General features: G+C 61.8%; 12 protein-coding genes. All 12 read left to right on the forward strand.

Annotated features, from left to right (window positions below):
• The first annotated feature begins 2 nt into the window (after positions 1-2).
• The 12 genes from ACEN93_RS24710 to ACEN93_RS24765 all read left to right on the forward strand — a co-directional run bounded on the left by ACEN93_RS24710 (position 3) and on the right by ACEN93_RS24765 (position 17,750).
• The gene (locus ACEN93_RS24710) at positions 3-1,091 is read left to right on the forward strand and encodes a flagellar basal body P-ring protein FlgI (protein WP_039765528.1); all 1,089 of its coding nucleotides are present in this window, start codon (positions 3-5) and stop codon (positions 1,089-1,091) included.
• Between the two features lie 11 nt (positions 1,092-1,102).
• Positions 1,103-2,395: a flagellar assembly peptidoglycan hydrolase FlgJ gene (gene flgJ, locus ACEN93_RS24715; RefSeq protein ID WP_039765530.1), complete on the forward strand. Its 1,293-nt coding sequence runs from the start codon at positions 1,103-1,105 to the stop codon at positions 2,393-2,395.
• Positions 2,396-2,416: 21 nt separating this feature from the next.
• Entirely contained in the window at positions 2,417-4,462 is a 2,046-nt protein-coding gene (gene flgK / locus ACEN93_RS24720; RefSeq protein WP_039765533.1) for a flagellar hook-associated protein FlgK, read from the forward strand.
• Between the two features lie 13 nt (positions 4,463-4,475).
• On the forward strand, positions 4,476-6,047 hold the full coding sequence (locus tag ACEN93_RS24725) for a flagellar hook-associated protein 3 (protein ID WP_074692274.1): 1,572 nt from the start codon (positions 4,476-4,478) through the stop codon (positions 6,045-6,047).
• A 117-nt stretch (positions 6,048-6,164) separates the two neighbouring features.
• On the forward strand, positions 6,165-9,758 hold the full coding sequence (locus ACEN93_RS24730; protein ID WP_085666720.1) for a glycosyltransferase: 3,594 nt from the start codon (positions 6,165-6,167) through the stop codon (positions 9,756-9,758).
• Positions 9,759-9,981: 223 nt separating this feature from the next.
• Entirely contained in the window at positions 9,982-11,967 is a 1,986-nt protein-coding gene (locus ACEN93_RS24735) for a calcium-binding protein (protein ID WP_495610627.1), read from the forward strand.
• A 247-nt stretch (positions 11,968-12,214) separates the two neighbouring features.
• Positions 12,215-12,988: a glucose-1-phosphate cytidylyltransferase gene (gene rfbF / locus ACEN93_RS24740; protein WP_414881513.1), complete on the forward strand. Its 774-nt coding sequence runs from the start codon at positions 12,215-12,217 to the stop codon at positions 12,986-12,988.
• Positions 12,970-14,052, forward strand: a complete 1,083-nt coding sequence (gene rfbG / locus ACEN93_RS24745) for a CDP-glucose 4,6-dehydratase (protein WP_074687524.1) — start codon at positions 12,970-12,972, stop codon at positions 14,050-14,052. Before rfbF ends, rfbG begins: the two co-directional genes overlap by 19 nt.
• Positions 14,049-14,609, forward strand: a complete 561-nt coding sequence (gene rfbC / locus ACEN93_RS24750; protein WP_285411721.1) for a dTDP-4-dehydrorhamnose 3,5-epimerase — start codon at positions 14,049-14,051, stop codon at positions 14,607-14,609. Before rfbG ends, rfbC begins: the two co-directional genes overlap by 4 nt.
• On the forward strand, positions 14,606-15,832 hold the full coding sequence (locus ACEN93_RS24755; RefSeq protein WP_495610628.1) for a methyltransferase domain-containing protein: 1,227 nt from the start codon (positions 14,606-14,608) through the stop codon (positions 15,830-15,832). Before rfbC ends, ACEN93_RS24755 begins: the two co-directional genes overlap by 4 nt.
• A complete protein-coding gene (locus ACEN93_RS24760; protein ID WP_495610629.1) occupies positions 15,829-16,680 on the forward strand; it encodes an NAD-dependent epimerase/dehydratase family protein in 852 nt (283 codons plus the stop codon). Before ACEN93_RS24755 ends, ACEN93_RS24760 begins: the two co-directional genes overlap by 4 nt.
• The gene (locus ACEN93_RS24765; protein WP_495610630.1) at positions 16,677-17,750 is read left to right on the forward strand and encodes a class I SAM-dependent methyltransferase; all 1,074 of its coding nucleotides are present in this window, start codon (positions 16,677-16,679) and stop codon (positions 17,748-17,750) included. The genes ACEN93_RS24760 and ACEN93_RS24765 overlap by 4 nt, the downstream gene beginning before the upstream one ends.

The following is a 17,750-nucleotide window of genomic DNA, read 5'->3' on the forward strand; positions in this document are numbered from 1 at the left end:
TCATGGTGGCCGCGTTCCTGTTGTCGGCGGCCTTCAATGCACAAGCCGAACGGTTGAAGGACATCGCCAGCATCTCTGGCGTGCGTTCCAACCAGTTGATCGGCTACGGCCTGGTGGTCGGCCTCAATGGCACCGGCGACCAGACCACGCAGACCCCGTTCACCCTGCAGACCTTCAACAACATGCTCTCGCAGTTCGGCATCAAGGTGCCGCCGGGATCGGGCAACGTGCAGCTGAAAAACGTTGCGGCGGTATCGGTGAGTGCCGATCTGCCGGCGTTCGCCAAACCGGGTCAACAGGTCGACATCACCGTGTCGTCCATCGGTAACTCCAAGAGCCTGCGCGGCGGCACGCTGTTGCTGACCCCGCTCAAGGGTATCGACGGCAACGTCTACGCCATCGCTCAGGGCAACCTGGTGGTCGGTGGTTTCGATGCTGAAGGTCGTGACGGTTCGAAGATCACCGTCAACGTTCCGTCGGCCGGTCGCATCCCTGGCGGTGCGTCGGTCGAGCGTTCGGTGCCGAGCGGTTTCAACCAGGGCAACAGCCTGACGCTGAACCTCAACCGTTCCGACTTCACCACCGCCAAGCGCATCGTCGACAAGATCAACGACATGCTCGGCCCAGGCGTGGCCCAGGCCATCGACGGCGGTTCGATCCGTGTGACCGCGCCGCTCGATCCGAGCCAGCGCGTCGACTATCTGTCGATCCTGGAAAACCTCGAAGTCGATCCCGGTCAGGCGGTGGCGAAAGTCATCATCAACTCGCGTACCGGCACCATCGTCATCGGCCAGAACGTGAAGGTCTCGCCGGCCGCCGTGACCCACGGCAGCCTGACCGTGACCATCACTGAAGACCCGATCGTCAGCCAGCCGGGCCCGCTGTCCAACGGCCAGACCGCCGTCGTGCCGCGCTCGCGGGTGAATGCCGAACAGGAAGCCAAGCCGATGTTCAAGTTCGGCCCGGGCACCACCCTCGACGAGATCGTCCGTGCGGTGAACCAGGTCGGCGCCGCGCCGGGTGACCTGATGGCCATCCTTGAAGCACTGAAGCAGGCCGGCGCGTTGCAAGCCGACCTGATCGTGATCTGAGGACGGCGACCATGGATATGCGCAAAAGCGGTCTGGTCAGCAGCAGCGATTCGGGTTCGTACTCCGACCTCAATCGTCTGAATCAGCTCAAGGTCGGCGACAAGAACAGCGATGCGAACATGCGCAAGGTTGCGCAGGAATTCGAATCGCTGTTCCTCGGTGAAATGCTCAAGTCGATGCGCTCGGCCACCGAAGCGCTGGGCCAGGACAACCCGCTCAACACGCCGGCAGCCAAGCAGTATCAGGAGATGTACGACCAGCAACTGGCGGTTTCCATGTCCCGCGAGGGCGGTGGTATCGGCCTGGCCGACGTGCTGATGCGCCAGATGTCGAAGAACAAACCGATGGCGCCGGGCGAGGCGGCGGCCGCATCCGCTGCCAAGCAGGAAGAAGCCAAAGCCAAGGCCGCTGCCGTGGCCACGCCGATTGCTGCCGGCACCGTGGCTACGAATGGCCCGTTGTCGCGACTCAATGGCGAGCGTCCGCTGTGGGCGTCGCGTTCGGTGCATGCGCCGAGCACCGAACTGACCCATCGCAATGACATGGAAATGATCAACCAGCGTCGTCTGGCACTGCCGCCGAAACTGGCGGATCGCTTGCTCGCCGGTCTGGTGCCGTCGGCCACGCCGGCGGCGACCACTCAACTGCCGCAACGCGCCACGACCGCCGCTGTCACCGGTTCCGGCCCGCTGTACAACGGCGACTGGCTGGAGCGCGCCGAGGCCGATAAAGCCTCGGGCGGGCAGATGCAGATTTACGGCCGCGCCATGGCGCAGATCCCGCTGGCACCGGCGAAGAAAGCGTTCGGCAACGCCGACGAATTCGTCAACACCATGCTGCCGATGGCGCAGGAAGCTGCGGCACGCATCGGCGTCGATCCGCGTTATCTGGTGGCTCAGGCTGCGCTGGAAACCGGCTGGGGCAAATCGGTCATGCGCGCCCAGGACGGCAGCAGCAGTCACAACCTGTTCGGCATCAAGGCGAGCAGCAACTGGAAGGGCGATTCGGCCCGGGCGATCACCAGCGAGTTCCGCAACGGGCAGATGGTCAAGGAGACGGCCGAGTTCCGTTCCTATGCCTCGTACAAGGACAGCTTCCACGATCTGGTGACTTTGCTGCAGAGCAATAATCGCTATCAAGATGTGCTGAAGTCGGCCGATAACCCAGAACAGTTTGTACGCGAATTGCAAAAGGCCGGTTACGCGACCGACCCGAACTACGCGACGAAGATTTCGCAGATTGCCAGGCAGATGACGGTCAATCAGAACTACGCTGCGGCCGGCGTTTCAACAACGCCCTTATAAACACAAGGTAAGGTTTGAATCATGAGTTTGCTCAATATCGGGATGTCGGGGTTGGCCGCGAGTTCATCCTCTCTGGCTGTGACGGGTAACAACATTGCCAACGTCGACACCGCCGGTTATTCACGCCAGCAAACCGTGCAGGGCACCAAGTCCTCGATTCAATACGGTAACGTGTTCATCGGTACCGGTACGACCCTGGCCGACGTGCGCCGGGTGTACAACTCCTACCTCGAATCTCAGCTGCGTACCGCCACGTCGCTCAATAGCGAAGCCGCCGCTTTCGGTGCGCAGGCGACCGCACTGGACGGCTCGCTGTCCGACACCAACACCGGCCTGACCGGCGTGCTGCAGAAATTCTTCACCTCGATGCAAGGCGTATCGACCTCGGCCACCGACGACACTTCCCGTCAGTCGGTACTGACCGGCGCGCAGGCCCTGACCAGTCGCTTCAATGCACTGGCCAAGCAGATGAACGATCAGAACGCCACGCTCAATGGCAACCTGTCCGACATGGCGTCCCAGGTGAACAAGCTGGCAACCTCGATTGCCACGCTGAACCAGAAGATCGGCGAGATCTCCACCAGCGGCGGCCAGCCGAACGATCTGCTCGACAGCCGTAACGAAGCCGTGCGTCAGCTCTCCGAGCTGACCGGCGCGCAAGTCGTTGAGCGTGGCACCAGCTTCGACATCTACATCGGTAGCGGCCAGCCGTTGGTCATCGGCAATACCACCAATACCCTGAGCACCGTGCCGCTCAAGGGTGACCCATCGCGCATGGGCATCCAGATGGATCGTGGTTCGAGCACCATCGACATCACCTCGGCGATGACCGGCGGTGAAATCGGTGGTCTGCTGACTTATCGCAAGGAAGTGCTCGATCCTGCACTCAACGAGCTGGGCCGTGTGGCACTGGTCGTTGCCGACCAGATCAACCGCCAGCAAGCCCAGGGCATCGACAAGAACGGTGACTTCGGCGCAGCGATTTTCAACAACATCAACAGTGCCGCCCTGATCAGCCAGCGCAGTATTGCCCAGTCCGGCAATAGCGCAGGTTCGGGCAACCTTGATGTCACCATCAAGGACACCGGCAAGCTGACCACCAGCGACTACCAGGTCACCTTCACCAGCGCGACCAACTACACGGTCAAGCGCTCCGACGGCACCGACATGGGTTCGTTCAGCACCACGACCACGCCGCCTCCGGTAATCGACGGCTTTACCCTGGCCCTTAACGGTGGTGCCCTGAGTGCCGGCGACACGTTCAAGGTCACCCCGACCCGCAACGCGGCGGCCAGCATCCAGACCGTTCTCACCGATCCGAAGAAAATCGCGGCAGCCGCACCGTTGACCGGCGTGGCCAGTGCCAACAACTCAGGCACCTACACCCAGCCGACGCTGACAGACGTCGTCGATATCTACAACCCGGCGTCCCAGGCGGAGCTGCAGAACGCGCTCAAGTATTCGACCCCGGTCAAACTGGTATTCGGCGCCACCACCAGCGGCAGCCAGACTTACAACATGGTTGATGCCAAGGGTGCCACGATCGGTTCCGGCGTCATCGTTCCCGGTCAGGCGAACACCCTGAACCTGAAGATCGGCATGGTCGACTCCACCGGGGCTCCGGTGATGGACACCACCGTCATCCCGAACGTGCAAAAGACCTTCACCGTGCAGACCACCGTGGGCGCGACGCCGAAGTCCGGCGAAACCTTCACCATCAACCTGACCGGCGCAGCCTCTTCGGACAACCGCAACGCCCAGGCACTGGTCGGTCTGCAGACCAAGCAGACCGTCGACACCGGCACGGCGAGCAAGGGCATCAGCCTGACCGACGCCTACAACAAACTGGTGACCAACGTCGGTACCCAGGCCGCCCAGAGCAAGTCCGACGGTGCGGCCACCACGGTGATCCTGGATCAGGCCCAGGGTGCGCGGGACTCGCTGTCCCAGGTCAACCTGGATGAAGAGACCGGCAACCTGGTCAAGTATCAGCAGTACTACACAGCGTCTTCGCAGATCATCAAGGCTGCGCAGGAAACTTTCGCCACGCTGATCAACAGCCTTTAAGGAGCCGTAATTCATGCGCATTTCCACCGCCCAGTATTACGCGACACAAGCTGCCCAATATCAGCGCAACTACAGCAAGACGGTCGCGACCGCCAACGAAGCCAGCAGCCTGCAGCGCATCAACACCGCCGCCGACGATCCGATCGGGGCTGGTCGTTTGCTGCGCCTGGGTCAGCAGGCCGCGATGCTCGATCAGTACAAAGGCAACATCGACACCACCAAGAGCTCGCTGACTGTTCAGGAATCTACGCTGACGGCCATCACCGACGCTTTGCAGCGCGCCAAGGAAATCGGGCTGGCAGCCAATAACGGCATCGCCACCGACAAGGACCGCCAGGCTTACGCCGCCGAACTGAGCCAGATCCAGCAACAAGTGCTGGGCCTGATGAACTCCAAGGACGCCAACGGCAACTACCTGTTCTCCGGCTCGAAGACCGATACCGCGCCGTACTCGCAGAACGCCGATGGCACCTACACCTACAACGGTGACCAGACCCAGATCAACCTGGGCATTGGCGATGGTTTGTCGGTGGCCACTAACACCACCGGTTGGGATGCTTTCCAGCAGACCATCAATACTGCGCGCACCCAGACCAACATGACGGCTCCGGCCGTTGATGACGGTCGCGTTGTGCTGACCAACGGTGTCGTTGGCAACGCGGCGACGTACAACTCCAAGTTCACGGCCGGCCAGCCGTACACCGTGGACTTCATCAGCAGCACTCAGCTGAAGATTACCGATGCCTTGGGCAACGATGTGACGGCCGAAGCCAGCCAGAACGGTCTGATCAGCAACAGCAACGGCGCCAACCAGACGGTCAGCTTCCGCGGTGTCGATCTGAAGCTGAACATCAATCTCAAGGCTGGTGATACCAACCCGGATGCGGTGATTGCCGGCCACAGCTTCCAGCTGTCGGCCACGCCGGACACTTTCAATACCGCACGCAGCCCGGGCAACCCGTCCACTGCGGTTATCACCGGTTCCAGCGTGACCAACCAGGCAGCCTACAACGCGGCCTTCCCGTCGGGCGGCGGTGCAGTCTTGAAATTCACCAGCGCCACCGCGTTCGACTTGTATGCGGCGCCTGTCACCGCTGACAGCAAGCCGATCTCGTCGGGCACCGTGGCTGGCGGCAACGCGACGGCGGCCGGTGTGACCTTCGCTCTCGGTGGCACGCCCGCGGCCGGTGACCAGTTCTCGATCCAGTCCAACAACCACCAGACCCAGAACGTGCTCGACACCCTGGGCCAGATGGTCGCGGCGCTGAACACCCCGATCGACGGTGATCCGGTGGCCAAGCAGAAATTCCAGGGGGCAATGGAGTCGGCACTGGGCAACATCGACAGTGCCGCCAACCAGATCGGCAGTGCGGTGACGTCCATCGGTGCCCGCGGGCAGTCGCTGGATGACCAGAGCACCACCAACCAGAGCCTGCAACTGGCGAACGCCACCACCCAGGGCACGATCCGTGATTCGGATCCGGCCGAAGTGATGACCCGCCTGACCTTGCAGCAGACCATGCTGCAGGCCTCGCAGCTGGCGTTCAGCAAAATCTCTCAGTTGGGCCTGTTCAACAAGATCTGAAGCCTGAGCGGGCGCGCAAGCGCCCGCTTGCTCCGTTCGCTCTGTATCATTTGTCTTTTTCTGCGGTTTCAAAGGGCTCGCTGTTCCGGGCGGGTTCCCGCCGCTTGCGAGTCCGCCGTGAATTCACTTCCTCTTGTCAGCCTCGTCATTCCTGCCTTCAATCCGCGCTTCTTCGAGCGGACATTGAACAGTGCTGTCAGCCAGACTTACAGCCCTCTGGAAATCATCGTCTGCGATGACAGTCGGGGTTCCGAGATCGAACGCATCGTCGCGTCGGTCATCGAGCAGTCCGGCGTCGAGGTGCGCTACGTGCGCAATCCGCGCACCCTGGGAATGATCGGCAACCTCAAGGCGTGCCTGAGTCAGGCGCAGGGCGAGTTCATCAAGTTCCTGTGCGACGACGATCACTTGTATGCCGACTGCATCCGGCAGCAGGCCCAGGAGATGATGCGTGAAGAGGTCAGGCTGGTACTGGCCCAGCGACTGTTCTGGGATGCGCAGGACATCATCCTGCCCGCTCGCCTGGAAAACACGTCGTTGTCGCCGCACAGCGGTCTGTTCAAGGGCGACGATCTGCTGGGCATCTTCGAGAAATTCCCGGTCAACGTCCTCGGTGGATTCACCAACGCACTGTTCCGGCGTGCCGACGTTGAAGAGCTGTTGCCGGCGCTGACTCAGGAAGGTCACTGCTTCGTCGCGTCGCTGGATTTTGCCCTGTACGTCTGCCTGCTGCGGCGCGGCAATCTGGCCGTCTCCAACAACGTGCTCAGCGCCGAGCGGCTCTACCCGGAACGTCTGAGTGCGCAACAGCCGATGAAAGACGCGCTCGAGGTCGAGCGTGAGTGGATGCTGCAGATGCTCAAATCGCGCAGCGGCGAAGCCGCGCCGGCGCCGGGATGGGTTCGCTATGTTCCGCTGAGCAAGGCCGATGAGTCTCCGCGGGTCTGGGAAGAGCTGCCGCTGAGTCGCACCCTGGGCTCCAAACAGAGCCGTCAGGAGTGGAGTGTCGGCATCGACAGCTGGAGTTTTGCCGAGCTCTACGCGCAGTGGCTCAACTGCCGGGTACTGACCGAAGGTCAGCGCACGTTGCTGCCGGAAACCCTGGCCGGCTGGTCGCATCAACCCCGGATCGTGCCGATCGTCATCGACGGGCAGGGCAGTCGTGACAGTGTCGAACGCACACTGGCGTCGCTCGCCGCTCAGGATTATCCGCCGGAGCTGATCCTTGTCCTGTCCGCCTCGTGTACCGAAACCGAGCTGGACGGGCGGGTGTTCCGCATGCCTTTGCAAGACGACGGCATGGAGCAGATCAATGCGCTGCTGCCGCAACTGGCGGGAGCCGACTGGTTCTACCTGCTGCAGGCGGGTGATCGGCTGGTGGCGCCGGCGTTGCTGGTCATGGCCGAGCGCATCGTGCATTCCCCGTCACTGAAATGTCTGTACAGCGACGAGGGCAGCTTGCGTGACGGGGAGTCGGCAGAACCTGCGTTCAAGCCGGATTTCAACCTCGACCTGATGCGCAGCTACCCTTATGTGGGCCGGGCACTGGCGTTCGAGCGTGAGCGTTTTCTGGCGCTCGGTGGTTTTGCACCTGACTTCGCTCAGCTCGCGCCGCACGATGTGTTGTGGCGTCTGGTCGAGAGCGATGGCACACAGGTTGTCGGCCACATTGCCGAGGTCATGCTGGAGTCGCCTTTCGACCTGTCGAAGTGGCTGGCGGCCCCGGGCGTCCTCGAACAGAATCCGCGCGTGCTCGAAGCGCATCTGCAGCGTCTGGGTCTGGCCCACGACATTCGCCGTGGCAGCTGCGAGCTGCTCAATCGTGTCGACTATCATCACGCCCGGCGTCCGCTGGTGTCGGTCATCATTGTGACCCGGGACCAGACCGCCGCCTTGCAGCGTTGCGTCGAGACGCTGCTGGAAAAAACCGCCTACACCGAGTACGAGCTGCTGCTGGTCGATAACGGCAGCACCAGTGCCGAGGCGCTGGCCTGGCTGGACGGCATGGCGCAACTGGGCAGCGACCGGGTTCGCGTGCTGAGCTTCGCGCAACAGGGCAATGCAGCCGCCACGCACAACTTTGCGGTAGGGCAGGCCCGCGGCGAATACGTGCTGATGCTCAATACCTTTGCGGTGATCACCCAGTCCGACTGGCTGGACGAACTGCTCAATCATGCGCAGCGCCCGGAAGTCGGGGTCGTCGGCGCCAAGTTGTACAATCCGGACGGTTGTGTGCTGCATGCCGGCCTGATTCTGGGTATGCAGGGCGCCGTGGGATTGCCCTTCTATGGTCAGTCGCTGCAGGCGGACGGGTACATGTTCCGCTTGCAGGCGGTGCATGACCTGAGTGCGGTCGGCGGTGATTGCCTGATGATTCGCAAGGCTGTCTTTGATGCTGTCGACGGGCTCGACGAACAGGATCTGGCGCAGGCCCTCAATGTGGCGGATCTGTGTCTGCGCGTCGGCCGGGAAGGTTACCTGGTGGTCTGGACTCCTTATGCCATGCTGGCCCTGGGCGCGCGGCCGACGGCCGAGGCCACGGCAGAAGAAGAGCAACTGCAGATTCAGGAACACGAAACGTTCTACAAGCGCTGGTTGCCACTGATTGCGCGCGATCCTGCGTTCAACGTCAATCTGGCGGTGCAGGGTGTCGGTGCGACCAGCTTCAGTCTGGAGCCGGGCCTGCGTACCGGCTGGAGTCCGTTTTCGCGCAAACAGTTGCCGAATGTGCTGGCGGTGCCCATCAACGCTTCCGCCATTGGTCACTATCGCATCAGCCAACCGATGATCGAACTGGAGGCGGCCAACCGTGCCGAGGGGCGGATCTGCTACGGTTTGCCTTCGATCATCGACATCGAGCGGCAGGCTCCCGATGTGATCGTATTGCAGGGGCGCTATTCGGAAAGTGCCATCGATGAAATTCCACCGCTGAAAAACTTTTTCAACGCCCGGCGGATCTACGAGCTCGATGACTATGTCATCGATGTCCCTCATCGCAACGCGCACATTCGCAACATGCCGAACAAGCAGGAAATGGAGCGGCTGGTGCGGCGGGCGATCGGTCTGTGCGATCGGGTGGTGGTGTCTACCCAACCGCTGGCCAACGTTCTGTCGGACATGCATCACGACATCCGGGTCGTACCGAACATGTTGTCGCGGCACTTGTGGACCGACTTGCGCAGCCAGCGTCGCACCTCGAAAAAGCCGCGGGTCGGCTGGGGCGGCGGCACCAGCCACCACGGTGATCTGGCGGTGATTGCCGATGTGGTCCGTGAACTGGCAAACGAGGTCGACTGGGTGTTCTTCGGCATGTGCCCGGATGACTTGCGTCCGTACATGCACGAGTTCCACGGCGTGATCCCGCTGGATGTGTATCCGGCGAAACTGGCCAGCCTCAACCTCGACCTGGCCCTGGCACCGCTGGAGTTCCACATCTTCAACGACTGCAAGAGCAACCTGCGCCTGCTGGAGTACGGCGCGTGCGGCTACCCGGTGGTCTGCACCGATACCGAGGCCTATCAGGGTTACCTGCCGTGCACCCGGGTCAAGACCAACTCCACCGAGGAGTGGCTGCAAGCGATCCGCATGCACCTGGCTGATCCGGATGCCAGTTACCGCATGGGTGATCAGCTGCGTGAAGTCGTACTGCGCGACTACGTGCTGCGCGGCGACAACCTGCGGTACTGGGAAAACGGCTGGCTGGCCGACTGACCGGCACTGCTGAAAAAAAGGCGACTTTCGAGTCGCCTTTTTTGCGTCTTCAAGATTCTGTTTGTATCGGTATTGATACTTTTTTCACCGCAGAGCCTCAAGAATCGGAATTTTCCTGTCGATACTTCTCTATTCGCTGACCTCGGACGGTTGCTGCTGGCGTGATCGGCTTGTGCCCGGGAGGCAGGTTTCCCGATTCAACAACAACGCAAGGAAGACGCAAATGTCAGTAGTGAATGGAACGAGTGAGGCAGATGTCCTGTCGGGCACCGATGGCAATGACGAACTCTATGGAATGGAGTCGGACGATGTGTTGCTGGCAAGTGCCGGCAATGATCTGCTGGATGGCGGTGAAGGGTTTGATACGGCGAATTATTACGCCTTGTCCTCGGGGGTGAGCGTCGAGTTCAACGATACCTCGACGACCGTCACTGCCGCTGACGGCAAGGTCGATACGCTGATCGGCGTGGAGAAGGTCTTCGGCACTTTTCAAAATGACACCTTCACCAGCAATGTGGCCGGCGTGACGCTGGAAGGCAGTGCCGGTGACGATGTGTATATCGTCGGCAGCGAAGGTGTAACGATCATCGAGGAAAACTATCTCGGCTACGACGAGCTGCGCACCAGTCTCAATACCATCAAGATGGACCCGTTCATCGAGAAGCTGACCTTTACCGGCACGGGCGACTTCAAGGGTTACGGCAATGCCAGCGACAACGAGATCATCGGTGGCACCGGCAACGACTGGCTGTGGGGCGGCGCCGGCGCTGATCACTTCGTGGGTGGCGAAGGCTTCGATACCGTCAGCTATAGCGACAGCCTTGAAGGTGTGAGAGTCCACGACTTCGAGAACTACGACGCATTGACCATCGCCGCTGGCGACACCTTCACCGGCATCGAGGCGATTCAGGGATCGAATTTCGATGACGTGGTGTATCTGCTCGATAACGCCATGATCGTGGATGGCGCTGATGGTTACGACACCGTGAGCTACCGCCTCTCCTGGGACGGCGTCAATATCGGCATTGGTCAGCAGGCAGGTCCGGATGTCACGTTGCTGAACGTCGAGAAAGTCATCGGTACTTCGTTCGATGACCGATTCACCGCCAACATCGCGGGCGTGACGCTGGAAGGCGGAAGAGGCGACGATGTGTACATCATCAACAGCGCCGGTGTGAGTATCGTCGAGTCGGACCTCTTTGGTGGTACCGACCATGTGTACACCAGCCTGTCGTCGATGCACATGGATCCGTTCATTGAAAAAATGACGTATACCGGCACCGCAGACTTTACGGGCTACGGTAATGACGGGGACAACGTCATCGTTTCGGGCGCCGGCAATGACGTCCTTTTGGGGGGCGCGGGCGGTGACCGCTTTGAAGGTGGGGCCGGTATCGACATCGTCAGCTACGACGACAGTAGCGAAGGGTTGAGCGCCTCGCTGAGCTGGGGGTCGCAAAGCGGTATCGCGCTCTACGACACCTACATCGATATCGAAGGCCTGCGCGGCAGCCGGTTCAATGATTCTCTGCAAGGCGATTCGGGAGACAACGTCCTGGAGGGCGGCGCCGGCTACGACCAGATTTATGGTGGAGAGGGTAACGACCATATTTATGGCGGTCTGGCGTCCGGTCTCGATGAGCAAGGCTATAACTCCGATTTCCTGTCGGGGGGGGCCGGTGACGACGTCATCATCAGTGATGCCTTTGACACGAACACCCTCGCCAGTGGCGACGAGGGTAATGACATCGTCACTGTGGTCGGCGGGATCGCCCGTGGTGGAGAGGGCAATGACGTCCTGACGGGCACCGGGCGCAACTACCAGTTGGCCGGTGATGAGGGTAACGACCTGTTGATCCTCAATGTTGCCGGCCAGTCGCATTCCGGCGGCAGTGCTTATGGTGGTCAGGGTGATGACACCTACGTGGTGAACACCACAGGTCTGGTGACGATTCAGGACCTGGGCTGGGATATGAATGACACCCTGATCCTGAACACCCTCGCCAATATCAGCCAGTTGAACGTCACTCGCATCGGTGATGACGCCTACCTGCATAGCGCCAATGACGGCAGCACCGGCGTTCCCGACAGCGGCGTGAAGCTGCAGGGCTGGTACGCCGGCTACAACAAAATCGAGCATCTGCAGACCGCTGACGGCCAGGTCTACGACCTGCCGGCCACGATCGATGGATTTGCGATGTTTGGCTGATCCGTCCGACTCATTGAAGTAGCTTGATGAAAGGGATGAATCCGGCAACGGATTCATCCCTTTTTTCATGCCCCGACTTTCCCGCCGACGTCGGGCCTGTGGAGCTGGCGCGTTTCCTGCAAGTCCCCCTCAAATCGCCATAAAACGAGCGCTCGCGGTCATTCACCTGCGCCCGGACTGGCAAAGGTTCAGCCGCAAAGGCCTGCAACAGCGAGGCCAAGCCCTGTGACGTAGAAGAGGGGAGACGATGAAGGCAGTTATTTTGGCGGGTGGCCTCGGCACGCGCATCAGTGAAGAGTCGCACCTCAAGCCCAAGCCAATGATCGAGATCGGCGGCAAGCCAATTCTCTGGCACATCATGAAGCAGTATTCCGCCCACGGAATTCACGACTTCGTGATCTGCCTCGGCTACAAGGGCTACGCGATCAAGGACTTCTTCGCCAACTACTTCCTGCACACCTCCGACGTCACGTTCGACATGCGCAACAACCGCATGGACGTTCACCAGAACTACAGCGAGCCGTGGAGCGTCACCCTGATCGACACCGGCGAGGAAACCATGACCGGCGGCCGTCTGCTGCGCGCCGGCCGTTACCTCAAGGACGAAGAAGCGTTCTGCTTCACCTACGGCGACGGCGTCTCCGACATCAACATTGCTCAACTGGTCGACTACCACAAGGCTCATGGCCGTCTGGCGACCGTCACCGCCGTGCAGCCGCCGGGCCGCTACGGCGCCCTTGAGCGGCATGGCGATCAGGTCCTTGGCTTCACCGAAAAACCGCGCGGCGACGGCGGCTGGATCAATGGCGGCTTCTTCGTGCTGTCGCCAAAAGTGCTGTCGTATATCGCCGGCGACGAAACTACCTGGGAAGCGGAGCCATTGGCTCGACTGGCCCAGGACGAACAACTGAAAGCCTTCGAGCACGAAGGCTTCTGGCATCCGATGGACACCCTGCGCGACAAGAACCATCTCGAAGCGCTGTGGCAGAGCGGGGAGGCCCCATGGAAGCAATGGGCCTGAGTTCTGAGTTCTGGCGCGGCAAGCGGGTTCTGGTCACCGGGCATACCGGTTTCAAGGGCAGTTGGCTGACCCTGTGGCTGCAAAGCCTCGGCGCGCAGGTCAGCGGTTTTTCCCTCGATCCGTCGACCGAGCCGAGCCTGTTCGAACTGGCGCGCGTGCACGAAGGCATCAACGATCAGCGCGGCGACCTGCGTGATCTGGGCGCCTTGCTCGAGATCATCGCCGACACCGAACCGGAGATCGTCCTGCACCTGGCGGCCCAGCCGCTGGTGCGCGAAGGCTATCGCGATCCGCTCGGCACTTATTCCAGCAACGTCATGGGCACCCTCAACCTGCTCGAAGCGATTCGTCAGGTCGGTTGCGTGCGGGCCTGCGTGCTGGTGACCACCGACAAGGTCTACGCCAACAAGGAATGGCTGTGGCCGTACCGCGAGGACGAAGCCCTCGGTGGCCACGACCCTTACAGCAGCAGCAAAGCCTGTTGCGAGTTGCTGGCGCAGTCTTACGCGGCATCGTTTTTCCCGGCCGACAAGTACGCCGAGCACGGTCTGGCCCTGGCCACTGCGCGCGCCGGCAATGTGCTGGGCGGCGGCGATTTCGCCCCAGAACGGCTGATTCCCGATGTACTGAAAGCCTGGTCGGCCGACGAGCCGGTGACCCTGCGTTACCCGCAAGCCGTGCGCCCGTGGCAGCACGCGCTGGAGCCGCTGGCCGGCTACCTGCAACTGGCCGCCGGGCTCTACGAACAAGGCCCGGAATACGCCGGGGCGTGGAACTTCGGCCCGGGCGAAGCAGACATGTGCAGCGTCGGCGAAGTGGTTGAACTGCTCTCCAACCGCTGGCCTCAGGCCCGTGGCCTGCGCCTCGAAAAGAGTGACCTGCACGAAGCCGGTCTGCTGCGCCTGGACAGCAGCCGCGCCCGTCAGGTGCTGGGCTGGCAACCGCGCTGGTCGTTGCAGCAATGCCTGACCCAGACCCTCGACTGGCACCTGGCGTGGCAGAACGGTGACGACATGCGCACCGTGACCCTCGGCCAACTGAACCTGTACCGGGGCGCGCTGTGAGCGAGTTTTCCTTGAAACAGCTACCGCTGGCCGGATTGTTCAGCGTCCAGCACAAGCGCTTCGAGGACCAGCGCGGGCACTTCGCCCGGCTATTCTGTGAAGGCAGCCTGAAGGCGTTTGGCAGGGAATTTCACATCCGCCAGATCAACCATTCCTGCACCCGCGAGAAGGGCAGCGTGCGTGGTCTGCATTACCAGAATGCCAATGCGCCGGAAGCCAAACTGATCACCTGCCTGCGCGGTGAAGTGTGGGACGTGGCGGTGGACCTGCGCCCGGATTCCGAAACCTTCCTGCACTGGCACGCCGAGCACCTGAAGGCCGGTGACGGACGCAGCCTGCTGATTCCGGCCGGTTTCGCTCATGGTTTCCAGACCCTCACCGAAGACGCCGAACTGCTTTATCTGCACAGCGCCGATTACGCGCCGGAGCACGAGGGCGGCCTGTCGGTGAACGATCCACGGCTGGCGATTGCCTGGCCGTTGCCTGTCAATAATTTGTCAGCGCGTGATTCCAGCCATCCCGCGCTCGATCAACACTTTGCTGGAGTGCGTCTATGAACTGCCGTGGGTGCGCTGCACCGCTGAGCCTGCCGCTGATCGACCTCGGCACCTCGCCACCGTCCAATGCCTACGTCCACACCGATCGGCTGGAGCAGGCCGAACAATGGGTGCCGCTGAAGGTCGCCGTGTGCGAGCAATGCTGGCTGGTGCAGACCGAGGATTACACCTCCGCCGACAGCCTGTTCGACGCCGAGTATGCCTACTTCAGTTCGTTCTCCAGCACCTGGCTGGCCCACGCCGAGCGTTATGTGGCCCAGATGGTCGAGCGCTTTGGCCTGACCGCTGACAGCCGCGTGGTGGAAGTCGCGGCCAACGACGGCTACCTGCTGCAATACGTGGCCGGTCGCGGCATCCAGTGCCTGGGCGTCGAGCCGACCCGCAGTACCGCGCAAGCGGCGCGGGAAAAAGGCCTGGAGATTCGTGAACTGTTCTTCGGTCGCGATACCGCCACCCAGCTGAAAAGCGAAGGCTGGGCCGCCGATCTGATGGCCGCCAACAACGTGCTCGCCCACGTGCCGGACATCAACGATTTCCTCGGTGGTTTCGCTGCGCTGCTCAAACCGACCGGCGTCGCCACCTTCGAATTCCCGCAACTGCTGACGCTGATGGCCGGCGCGCAGTTCGACACGCTGTATCACGAACACTATTCGTACCTGTCGTTGACCGCCGTGCAGACCCTGTGCGAGCGCAACGGCCTGGAAGTGTTCGACGTCAGCCAGCTGACCACCCATGGTGGATCGCTGCGGGTGTTCGTCCAGCGCAAGGACGGCGAACGCCGCGCCGTGCAGCCTGCCGTGCAGCAGCAGTTGCTGGCCGAGCTCGACGCCGGGGTGAAAAGCGCCGAGTACTACGCGACGCTGGCGCCGGCTGCCGAACGGATCAAGCATGACCTGCTGCGTTTCCTGTTGCAGGCCAAGGCCGACGGCAAACGTGTGGTCGGCTACGGCGCCGCTGCCAAGGGCAACACCTTGCTCAACTACGCCGGGGTCAAACCGGATCTGCTGGCCTGGGTCGCCGATGCCAACCCGCACAAGCAGGGCAAGTTCTTGCCGGGCAGCCGCATCCCGATTGTCGCGCCGGCGCAGATCGATATCGAGAAGCCGGATTACGTGCTGGTGCTGCCATGGAACCTGTTGCATGAAGTCAGCCAGCAGCTGGCTCAGGTGCGTCAGTGGGACGGTCGCTTCGTGATCGCCGTGCCTGAGTTGAGCGTGCTGTGAAGGTTTTGGTCACTGGCGCTACCGGCTTCGTCGGTCGCCATCTGGTCGCAGCGTTGCTGGCCCGTGGCTGCACGGTGCGGGCGGTTGCACGCGACGCGCAGAAAGCCGCGGACATGCCGTGGATCAATGACGTCGAGTTCGTGAGCGCGGATATTCACGCGGCGGATCTGAATGTCGCGGCGCTCACCGAGGGGGTCGATGCACTCGCCCACCTGGCCTGGCCGGGGTTGCCGAACTATCGGGCGCTGTTCCATTTCGAGCACAACCTGATGGCCGACTATCGCTTCATCAAAGGCGCGGTAGAGGCGGGCGCGAAGCAGGTGCTGGTGACCGGCACCTGCTTCGAGTACGGCATGCAGAGCGGCCCGTTGAGCGAACAGAACGACGCGCAGCCGAGCAATCCTTACGGTTTGGCCAAACACACGCTGCACCTGTTTTTGCAACATCTGCAGCAGGAGCATCCGTTCACCCTGCAATGGGCACGGCTGTTCTACCTGCACGGTGAAGGGCAGAACCCCAACAGTCTGTTGGCCGCGCTGGACCGGGCAATCGATGCCGGCGATGCGACGTTCAACATGTCGGCCGGTGAACAGCTGCGCGATTTTCTGCCGATTGAAACCGCTGCCGCTCATCTCGCCGCGATCCTGCACAAATGCGACTTCGACGGCACGATCAACTGCGCCAGCGGCCAGCCGGTTTCGGTGCGGTCGCTGGTCGAACAGCACGTGCGTGAACGCGGCGCGACCATCGGCCTGAACCTCGGCCATTACCCGTATCCGACCCACGAACCGCTGGCGTTCTGGGCGGTGACCGAGCGCTTGCAACAGTTATTGGGAGAGCCGCAATGAGGCACGAGTTGTATCGGGTCAGCGACCTGCCGGTGCTGCAGAACCGCACCTTTGCCGATCCCGAATCGGCGAAGGCATCGGCCCGCGCCGACATGCTGCTGGTGCAGGATGAGCGCAGCGGTCTGATCTTCAATGCGGCGTTCGACGCCGACAAGCTCAGCTACGACGCCGACTACCAGAACGAGCAGGCGCATTCCGGTCAGTTCCAGAAGCACTTGAGCGATGTCGAAGGCATCATTGCCCGGCACTTCAAGGGTCAGGAACTGATCGAAGTCGGCTGCGGAAAAGGCTATTTCCTCGAGTTGCTCAAAGGTTTGGGCTACCGCATCACCGGCATCGACCCGGCTTACGAAGGCGATAACGCCGACGTGATCAAGGCCCCGTTCACCCAAGGTCTGGGCCTTGAGGCGGACGCCATCGTGCTGCGTCATGTGCTGGAACATATCCAGGATCCGCTGGGCTTTCTGGCGGTGATCGCCGAAGCCAACCAGGGCGGCGGGCAGATCTACATCGAAGTGCCGTGCTTCGACTGGATCCTCGAACACCGCGCCTGGTTCGACCTGTTCTACGAGCACGTCAATTACTTCCGCCTCGATGACCTGCGCCGGATGTTCGGCACCGTGCACGAGGCCGGTCACCTGTTCGGTGGCCAATACCTGTACATCGTCGCTGACCTTGCCACGTTGCGCCTGACCCCGGAACAACCGGTGCCACGCCTGGCCTTGCCGGACGATTTCACCGCCAGCCTCGAGCGCGCGGTGCAGATCATCCAGGGCGCACCCGAGCAGGGTTCGGCGATCTGGGGCGCCTCGTCCAAAGGCGTGATCTATTCGCTGTTCCTGCAACGCGCCGGCGTGGCGGTGGATCGCGTGGTCGATATCAACCCGGCCAAACAGGGGCGTTACCTGCCCGTGAGCGGCGCTCGGGTGTCCTCGCCGCAAGAGGCGATGGACGCCTTGCCCGAGGGCGCCAACCTGTTTGTGATGAATTCCAATTACCTCGAAGAGATCAAGCGGATGACCGGTGGACGTTACGTCTATCACGCCGTCGACAGCGCTTCGTTCCAGTGA

This window comes from Pseudomonas sp. Pseusp21, from assembly GCF_059492145.1.

Coding starts and splice junctions, on each gene's coding strand:
- ACEN93_RS24710 (WP_039765528.1), top strand. CDS start 3: ATGGTGGCCGCGTTCCTGTTGTCGGCGGCCTTCAATGCACAAGCCGAA.
- flgJ (WP_039765530.1), top strand. CDS start 1,103: ATGGATATGCGCAAAAGCGGTCTGGTCAGCAGCAGCGATTCGGGTTCG.
- flgK (WP_039765533.1), top strand. CDS start 2,417: ATGAGTTTGCTCAATATCGGGATGTCGGGGTTGGCCGCGAGTTCATCC.
- ACEN93_RS24725 (WP_074692274.1), top strand. CDS start 4,476: ATGCGCATTTCCACCGCCCAGTATTACGCGACACAAGCTGCCCAATAT.
- ACEN93_RS24735 (WP_495610627.1), top strand. CDS start 9,982: ATGTCAGTAGTGAATGGAACGAGTGAGGCAGATGTCCTGTCGGGCACC.
- rfbF (WP_414881513.1), top strand. CDS start 12,215: ATGAAGGCAGTTATTTTGGCGGGTGGCCTCGGCACGCGCATCAGTGAA.
- rfbG (WP_074687524.1), top strand. CDS start 12,970: ATGGAAGCAATGGGCCTGAGTTCTGAGTTCTGGCGCGGCAAGCGGGTT.
- ACEN93_RS24755 (WP_495610628.1), top strand. CDS start 14,606: ATGAACTGCCGTGGGTGCGCTGCACCGCTGAGCCTGCCGCTGATCGAC.
- ACEN93_RS24765 (WP_495610630.1), top strand. CDS start 16,677: ATGAGGCACGAGTTGTATCGGGTCAGCGACCTGCCGGTGCTGCAGAAC.